General features: G+C 64.7%; 8 protein-coding genes. 7 read left to right on the top strand and 1 reads right to left on the bottom strand.

What is annotated here, in order from left to right; all coding sequences use genetic code 11:
- Positions 1-170 precede the first annotated feature (170 nt).
- Genes P9A16_RS35135 through P9A16_RS35105 form a run of 7 tightly spaced genes read left to right on the top strand, consistent with a single transcriptional unit; the run spans position 171 to position 7,980 of the window.
- Positions 171-2,192, top strand: a complete 2,022-nt coding sequence (locus P9A16_RS35135; protein ID WP_023514314.1) for a beta-N-acetylhexosaminidase — start codon at positions 171-173, stop codon at positions 2,190-2,192.
- A 15-nt stretch (positions 2,193-2,207) separates the two neighbouring features.
- On the top strand, positions 2,208-2,705 hold the full coding sequence (locus P9A16_RS35130; RefSeq protein WP_023514313.1) for a GNAT family N-acetyltransferase: 498 nt from the start codon (positions 2,208-2,210) through the stop codon (positions 2,703-2,705).
- A 5-nt stretch (positions 2,706-2,710) separates the two neighbouring features.
- Positions 2,711-4,360, top strand: coding sequence for an ABC transporter substrate-binding protein (locus tag P9A16_RS35125; RefSeq protein WP_023514312.1), 1,650 nt, complete (start codon positions 2,711-2,713; stop codon positions 4,358-4,360).
- 51 nt (positions 4,361-4,411) lie between these two features.
- Positions 4,412-5,392 (top strand): ABC transporter permease, encoded by a 981-nt coding sequence (locus P9A16_RS35120; protein WP_023514311.1) that lies wholly within the window; start codon positions 4,412-4,414, stop codon positions 5,390-5,392.
- Between the two features lies 1 nt (position 5,393).
- Positions 5,394-6,284, top strand: coding sequence for an ABC transporter permease (locus P9A16_RS35115; RefSeq protein WP_023514310.1), 891 nt, complete (start codon positions 5,394-5,396; stop codon positions 6,282-6,284).
- Complete coding sequence (locus P9A16_RS35110; protein ID WP_023514309.1) at positions 6,281-7,084, top strand: ABC transporter ATP-binding protein; 804 nt, start codon at positions 6,281-6,283, stop codon at positions 7,082-7,084. The genes P9A16_RS35115 and P9A16_RS35110 overlap by 4 nt, the downstream gene beginning before the upstream one ends.
- Positions 7,081-7,980, top strand: a complete 900-nt coding sequence (locus P9A16_RS35105) for an ABC transporter ATP-binding protein (protein ID WP_278026546.1) — start codon at positions 7,081-7,083, stop codon at positions 7,978-7,980. The genes P9A16_RS35110 and P9A16_RS35105 overlap by 4 nt, the downstream gene beginning before the upstream one ends.
- A 220-nt stretch (positions 7,981-8,200) precedes the next feature.
- Here the strand turns inward: P9A16_RS35105 and P9A16_RS35100 are convergent, their stop codons facing one another.
- On the bottom strand, positions 8,201-8,410 hold the full coding sequence (locus P9A16_RS35100) for a hypothetical protein (RefSeq protein ID WP_023514307.1): 210 nt from the start codon (positions 8,408-8,410) through the stop codon (positions 8,201-8,203).
- Between the last annotated feature and the right edge of the window lie 289 nt (positions 8,411-8,699).

Here is an 8,699-nt window from a genome sequence, read left to right as displayed (position 1 = left end):
GTCTCCTCCCAGATCGTCTATGTCGCCGCACCCACCTCCTACCCGACCGATCCCGCAACGACACCCTACAAAAAAGCCAGCCTAAATATCTGGCCACGCGTCAACGATCCGCTCGGGCTGGAGCCAGGCGCCGCGGCCTGATCCCCTTTTCATAACCAAGGATTTTTCTGATGACCGGCCCCGTCGATCCCACCCATTCCCTGCTCTTCGAAACGCTCTGGACGCCGGCGGTCGGCACGGAAGCGCCCATCTATACGATACGCCTCACCAATCTCGGCGCGACGCCGCTGGCCGGCTTCGTGCTGTGCTTCAGCGGCCCGGCCCGGCTGCAGGCAGGGGCGGCGATCGAGAACGGCCGGCTGGTCCGGCGCTTTTCCAATCACAGCACCATCGCACCGCCCGACGGCTTCGTGCTGGCCCCGGGTGCGACCTGGGAGGCGAGCAGCCGCCAGCTTTCCTATCCACTGCGCCACTGGAGCGACGGCGCGCGCAACGCCTATGTCGTTGGGGCCGAGGGAACGATGCTGCCGGCGCGCGTGCTGCCCACCGTCTCCACCGTCGCAGACAATGCGCCGCGCCGCGGCACGGCCCGCGCGCCGGTTCCGCTGAACGCGCCGCAGCCGCTGTCGATCGTTCCCTGGCCGAAGGAGGTCACCGGCATTGCCGGCGGACAGGTGCCGCACGGGCTTGCCCTTGCGAGGGGCTCGGCCGCGGCTGCCGAAGCGGGCGATGCCTTCCGCGATATCACAGCACGGCTTTTCCCGGGTGAAGGGCTGGTGCGGAACAGCCATCAGGGCGGCCTTCCGGTACGTTTTGCCGAACGGGCGGGCGAAGCGGAGGCCTACCGCCTGGATTTCGCGGCCGATGGTGTGCTCGTCACGGCGGCTGCGCCTGCAGGTTTCCTCTACGGACTGATCACGCTCGGCCAGATTTTCCGTGGTGCCCGGCGCCACCCGGCCACCTTTCTGTTTCCGGTGGCGGGCAGCATCGAGGATTCGCCGCGCATGGGCTTCCGCGGCTGCCATCTCGACGTGGCGCGGCAGTTCTATGCCGGCGCGGAGGTCAAGCAGTTCCTTGCGATCCTCGCCTGGAACAAGCTCAACCGCTTCCACTGGCATCTCACCGACGACGAGGCCTGGCGCATCGAGATCACCGCCTACCCGCAGCTGACGGAAAAGGCCGCCTGGCGGGGCCATGCCCTCTCCGTGCCGCCGCTCTTCGGCTCCGGCCCCTTCGCGACGGGCGGCTACTACACCCAGGACGAGGTGCGCGAGATCGTGGCGCATGCCGACCGCTACGGCATTGACGTCATTCCGGAAATCGACGTGCCCGGCCACAGCTTCGCCCTGCTGCAGGCGCTGCCGGAACTGCGCGATCCGGACGAGACCGGCGAATATGCCTCCGTGCAGGGCATGCCGAACAATTGCCTCAACCCCGCCCAGCCGAAAGCCATCGCCTTCATGGAAACGGTGATGCGCGAGCTTGCCGGCCTCTTTCCTGCCGGCATCCTGCATGTCGGGGCGGACGAGGTACCGCTCGGGGCCTGGTCCGGCTCGCCAATGGCGCTCGCCATGCTTGCCGATCTTGCCGGCGGGGATGCGGCCCGTTTCCATGCGCGACACAACAATGTCGAGACCAACCATGACGGCGCCGACGATATCGAGGGCGCAACGACCGCCGTGCTGCAGGCCGCCTTCCTGCGGCAGGTGCATGCGAGCGTCAAGGCGCTCGGCTGCGTCACCGGCGGCTGGCAGGAGGCAGCGCACGGCGACGTGCTCGACAAGGCCTCGTCCTATCTCATCGGCTGGCGCGATGTGCCGGTCAGTGCGCGTCTTGCGGGAGAAGGCTACGACATCGTCGTGGCGCCGGGGCAGGCCTATTATCTCGACATGGGCCAATCCACCGACTGGAACGAGCCCGGTGCCGGCTGGGCAGGCTCCCCGTCCCCGCGCGACACCTATGATTTCGACCCCGTAGAAGGCTGGACCGTGGAGCAGTTGACCCGCTTCAAGGGCATTCAGGCCTGCATCTGGAACGAATCCATGGCCGACCGCGCGATCTTCGATCGTCTCGTCTTCCCGCGCCTGTCGGCCATTGCCGAAACGGCCTGGACACCCTGGGGACAGAAGGACTGGGGCCGCTTCATCGTCAACGCGGCGCTGATGCCCAACCTCTATGGCCACTGGGCCTGACGGAGAGCGGAACCGATGCCCGACCTCCTGGTCAATCTCCATTCGCAAAAGTTCGCTGCGCTCGCCTCCCGGCCACCGGTTGAGGGCGTCGCGATCCGTCCGGCGCTGGCGCCGGAAATGGCGTTGGTCGTCGATTGGGTGCGTGCGCACTTTTCCGACAACTGGGCGAGCGAGGTAACGGTCGCCTTTTCGCGCCGGCCTGTCGCCTGCCTCGTTGCGGTGTCGGAGGGGCGGCTTCTCGGCTTTGCCTGCTACGACATCGTGGCGCGCGGCTTCTTTGGGCCGACCGGCGTACATCCCGATGCGCGCGGGAGGGGTGTGGGTGTGGCGCTGCTTGCCGGCGCGCTCTCGGCGCTCAAGGCGGACGGCTATGCCTATGCGGTGATCGGCGATGCCGGGCCGGTGGATTTTTATGCGGGCACGGTCGGCGCGATGCCGATCCCCGCGGAAGACAAGGGCGTCTACGAGGGCATGCTGCGCCGCCCGAAACCCGACAGTTCTAGAGAGGAGTGAGCGACATGAAGTTCCATACCCTGACGGCCGTTGCGGCCTTGATGCTCGGCGCCGCGCCTGCGGTTGCCCAGACCGTGCTGACCGTGAACATCGAGCCCGCGACGACGTGGGTGCGTAACTTCAACCCCTTCAACCAGACGTCCGCGCGCCAGAGCACGCTCGATTTCATCTATGAACCGCTGGTCATCTTCAATCAGTTCGACAGCAACAAGCCGGTCTATCGCCTTGCCGAAAGCTTCACGCTTTCCGACGACCTGAAGAGCATCGAGTTCAAGCTGCGCGCCGGTCTGAAATGGTCCGACGGCCAGCCGCTGACCGCCGAGGACGTCAAGTTCAGCTTCGATCTCGTGAAGGCATTTCCGGCGCTCGATTTCGTCAGCATCTGGACGCAGATCGACGGCGTCGAGGTGGCGGACGCCCAGACCGTGCGCTTCACCATGAAGGCGCCGACCTCGCTTGCCGCCGAAACGCTGGTGCAGATCCCGATCGTGCCACAGCATGCCTGGAAGGACATCGCCGATCCCGTCACCTTCTCCAACGAGACGCCGGTCGGCAGCGGCCCGATGACGGAGATCGCCCGCTTCACCGGCCAGACCTACGACCAGTGCCGCAACCCGAACTATTGGGACGCCGAGCACCTCAAGGTCGACTGCATGCGCTTCCCGCAGCTTGCCGACAACAACCAGATCCTGACCGCGACGGTAGACGGCACGCTCGACTGGGGCGTCTCCTTCATCCCCGATATCGAGAAGGTCTATGTCGCCAAAAACCCGGAGCATTTCCACTACTGGTATTCGCCGAGCAGCATGGTGGCCTTCGTCTTCAACCAGGAAAGCGCCAATGCGGACAATCGCAAGGCCTTTTCCGACCTGAAGTTCCGCCAAGCCGTTTCCATGGCGCTCGACCGGCAGGGCATGGTCGATATCGCCGGCTACGGCTATCCGACGCTCAATCAGGATCCGGGCCTGATGGGCGAACTCTACAAGGCTTGGGCCGATCCGTCCGTCACGGCCGATTTCGGCAAGTTCGCAACCTATGACGAGGCGGCAGCCGCGGCGCTTCTCGACGAGGCCGGCTATGTCGACAAGGATGGCGACGGCATGCGCGACAACCCCGACGGGACGAAGATCGCCTTCTCGATCATCGTCCCGGCCAGCTGGACCGACTGGATCGACACCGTCAACATCGCCATCGACAATATGAAGGCGGTCGGTATCGATGCCAAGATCGAGACGCCGGAAGAAGCCGTCTGGAGCCAGAACCTGATCTCGGGCAAGTTCGACGCCGCCATCAACAGCCTGCCGGCCGCCGCCTCGCCCTACTACCCCTACAAGCGTGCCTTCACCGAGGCCGACAAGGGCAAGACGCGGTTTACCTCGCAGCGCTGGTTCAATGCGGATGTCGAAAAGCTCGTCGGGGAGTTCACCCATACGGCCGATCTCGAAAAGCAGAAGGCGATCATGAACAAGGCCCAGCGCATCGTGGCGGAGAACCTGCCGCTGATGCCGGTGTTCAACAACCCGAACTGGTACCAGTACAACACGAGCCGGTTCACCGGCTGGTCGACGAAGGAGACCCCCTTCGCCAACCCGTCGATCACCAAGAACAACCGCGCGCGTCTTCTGAACCTCCTGGCTCTCCAGCCGGTTCCGTGATCCGCCCATAGAGGAGGCGGGGACCGTAACAGGCCCCGCCGGTTCCAGGCCATGCCTTTCCTGCTTCGCCGAATCCTGTTCTATCTCGCTGCTTTCATTGCCGCAGCGACGATCAACTTCTTCCTGCCGCGCCTGATGCCGGGCGATCCGGTGGCGCTGATGTTTTCCTCCGCGGCCTCGGAACTGCCACCGGAAAGCCTGGAGGCATTGAAGCTGACCTTCGGCTTCGTCGACGGGCCGCTCTGGGAACAGTACCTCACCTATCTCTCCAGCATCTTCACCGGCGACCTCGGTGTTTCGGTGAAATACTTCCCGCTGCCGGTGACGGACCTGCTCGGGCGGGCGCTCTTGTGGACCGTCGGCCTCGTCGGCACGGCGACGCTGATTTCCTTCGTGCTTGGCAGTTTCCTCGGTATGGTCGCCGCCTGGCGGCGCGGCAGCCGGCTCGATCTGGTGGTGTCGGTCTCGGCGATCTTCGCCACCTCCATTCCGGCGGTCGTCACCTCGCTCGTCGCGCTCTTCGTCTTCGGCTTCACGCTGGGCTGGTTCCCGACGGGCTATGCGCATGACCCGGCGCTCGATCCGTCCTTCAGCCTCGCCTTTTTCGCCAGCGTCGCTCACCACGCCATCCTGCCGCTCATCACGCTCTGCTTCGTCCTGACCGGCGGCTTCACCGTGACCATGCGCAACAACATGATCAACCTGCTCGGGCAGGACTATGTGGTGATGGCTCGCGCCAAGGGGCTTTCCGACCGGCGCGTCATGGTCTGGTATGCGGCGCGCAATGCGCTGCTGCCCACGGTTTCCAGCCTCGCCATCGCGCTTGGCACCGTGCTCGGCGGCTCGCTGGTGACCGAGGTCGTATTCAACTATCCCGGCCTCGGCAACACGCTCTACCAGGCGATCCTCGCCCGCGACTACCCGGTCATCCAGGGCCAGCTCCTCGTCATGACTGCCGCCATGCTGGTGTCCAATTTCATCGTCGATGTCAGCTATGTGCTGCTCGACCCGCGTCTGAAGGGGAGTGGCTGACATGGGCCAGCTCTTGATCGGCCTTCGCCGCAACCGAAAGGCGCTCGTCGGCCTTGCCATCGTGGCCCTGATCGTGCTGGTCGCGGTCGCAGCACCGCTGCTCACGGAATACAATCCCGCCGGCCGCACTGGCCGGCCGCACCAGTCGCCCTCGGCGGAGCATATTCTCGGCACGACCCGCCTCGGACAGGATGTCTGGGCACGGCTCATCTACGGCGCACAGACCTCGCTTGCCGTGGGTTTCGCCGCAGGCCTGCTCATCACCGTCATCGGCACCACGCTCGGCATCATCGCCGGCTATCGCGGCGGCAAGACGGACGAGGTGATCAGCTTCTTCACCAACATGGTGCTGGTCGTGCCAAACCTGCCGCTGCTGCTCGTCATCGCCTCCTTCGTCGGCCAGGCGGGCCCTATGGTCATCGCGCTCATCCTCGGCCTCACCTCCTGGGCCTGGGGCGCGCGCGTCACACGGGCCGAAACGCTCTCCGTCAAGCAGCGGGACTTCGTGAAGGCCGCCGAGATGATGGGCGAGCCACAATGGCGCATCATGGCCTTCGAGATCTTGCCGAACGTCTTTTCCATCGTCGGCATCAATTTCATCGGCAGCGTCATCTTCGCCGTCATCACCGAGGCGACACTGGAATTCCTTGGGCTCGGCGATCCCAACGTCATCTCCTGGGGCACCATGCTCTACAACGCGGAGAAGGCCTCCGCCCTTTCGGTGGGCGCCTGGTGGGATATCCTTGCGCCGTGCCTGGCGCTGGCGCTGCTCGGCATCGGCCTGTCGCTGCTCAACTTCGCCGTGGACGAAATCGCCAACCCACGGCTACGCACCGGCGGGCGCCTCGCCCGCTGGACGAGTCTCGTCAAATCCGGGGAGGGACGCCTGTGAGCGACGCGCTGCTTTCCGTCAAGAATCTCACGATCGACTACATCGGCACGGAGACGGATTTCCGCGCGGTGGACGACGTCTCCTTCGATGTCGCACCGGGCGAAGTCTTTGGGCTTGCCGGGGAATCGGGCTGCGGCAAGAGCACCATCGCCTTCGCCGTCAGCCGGTTGCATGGCCCGCCGGCACTGATCCGCAAGGGCAGCGAGATCCGCCTCGCCGATCGCGACGTGCTCGGCCTCGACAAGCGCGCGCTCGCCGATTTCCGTTGGCGCGAGGTGGCCATGGTGTTCCAGAGTGCGATGAATTCGCTGAACCCCGTGCTGCGCGTCGAGGAACAGTTCTACGACGTGTTGCGCACCCATACCGGCTGTGCACGCAGCGAGGCACGCGACCGCACCGCCGAGATGCTGCGGCTCGTCGACATCAAGCCGGAGCGCATGCGTGACTATCCACACCAGTTCTCCGGCGGCATGCGCCAGCGCATCGTGATCGCCATCTGCATGGCGCTCGATCCCAAGCTCGTCGTCATGGACGAGCCGACGACGGCGCTCGACGTGGTGGTGCAGCGCGAGATCCTCCAGCGGATCGACGAGCTGCGCCGCCAGCGCGGTTTCTCCGTGCTGTTCATCACGCACGATCTCGGCCTCATGGTGCAGTTCTGCGACCGCATCGGCGTCATGCTGTCAGGCAGGATGGTGGAGCAAGGGCCTTCGGAAGCAATCTTCCGCACGCCGCAGCACGATTATACGAAGAGGCTCTGGGCCTCGTTCCCCTCACTCAAGGGAGGTGTGCTCGGATGAACGACCCGCTTCTGCGCTTTGACAATGTCAGCAAGACCTTCGGCAGCGCCACGGGCGGCGTGCGCGCCGCACGCTCGGTCAATTTCGCGCTTCACAGCGGGAGGGCGCTTGCTATCGTCGGGGAATCGGGCAGTGGCAAGACGACCTGTGCGCGCATGGCCATGCTGGAATATCTGCCGACGAGCGGCCGCGTGCTGTTCAGGGGTGAGCCGACGGCAGGGCGGCATGGCCGCGACCTTGCCGCCTACCGGCAGGCCGTCCAGATGATCTTCCAGGATCCCTTCGCCTCGCTCAACCCGGCGCACACCATCGCCTACCATCTGAAGCGAACGCTGCGCCTACATCGCCCGGACATCCGGTCCGCCGATCTCGATGCTGCCGTCCTCGAGCAGCTTGCCAGCGTCAAGCTCGATCCTGCCATCGTCGCCCCGAAATATCCGCATGAGCTTTCCGGCGGCCAGCGCCAGCGCGTCAACATTGCCCGTGCGCTTTCGGCCCGCCCGCAGGTCCTTGTTGCCGACGAGCCCACCTCCATGCTCGATGTCTCGGTACGCCTCGGCGTGCTGAACCTGCTCAACGAGATGAAGACGGCCCGCAATCTCGGCCTCCTCTACATCACCCACGATATCGCCACGGCCCGCTATGTCGCGGAAGACATCGCCGTCATGTACAGCGGCCAGATCGTCGAATGGGGCGATTGCGGCGCGGTCATCGACAATCCGCAGCATCCCTATACGAAGCTGCTGCTGTCGGCGGTGCCCGATCCGGAGCGCCGCTTCTCCGATGCGGTATCGCGGATCGATCCCGGTGCAGTGGACGCCGTTCGCCGCGTTGCGGCGAAGGAGCAGAGTGGGGTGGTGACGGTCGGCGAAAATCACTTTGCCCTCACCGTCTGATGCAGGCCTTCGGGCTTGTTGGCGACAGGCTTAACCCAGCCCACTCAGTAAGCGTAGCCTGACACAGACGCACCTCTGTGAATAGGTATTTTCTGCGCGCCCTGCGTCATGCTTGAACCTGATTGTAAGAGAAGACCCGGGAGCGCCTCGTATCGCTCGACCGGGTCCCTGCGCGATCGGTGCGGCTTGGGCATCGCGTCCGCTCGCGCAGTGTCCCCCGTCAGCGAGCTGGCGGGAGAATGGCATTGCGCTCGCGACAACGGACGAGCGCCGCATGCAGGATGCGCCGGGCGCGATAGGCGTCCAGGGGAACGGGCTGGTTATGGCGATGGATCCAGTCCAGTCGGCTGTCGATGTCCTTGATGGCACGGGCAAGGCGCTGCGCTGGGGTAGGGTCATTGGTCAGACGGTGAACGGTCTGCATGGGCATGAAATGGCACCTCGAATCGGCTCCATCATGGAGCGGTGCCACGTTTACCCGGCCATTCACGGAGGCCTAGCTACCCTTGATTGTATGTGGCGATCGACTCCGCGACAGGTAAACAAATGGCTGCCGACGTGCCGAAATGAGACATAGATTGCGGGTCGCGCGTGTCAAAGGGCGACAGCGAACCTGTTTGTTAGATCGGCGGCTGTATTGATACCGAGGCGGTTTTGGTTGGTTGTATTGACGGTTGCGCTGGTCCAGGCGCCGTGCTGGAAGGCGAGCATGGTGTTTT

The organism is Shinella sp. 838, assembly GCF_029623935.1.
Lineage (GTDB): Bacteria > Pseudomonadota > Alphaproteobacteria > Rhizobiales > Rhizobiaceae > Shinella.
Note: the sequence above shows the minus strand (reverse complement) of the source record. Positions and strands in the feature narration are given on the sequence as shown.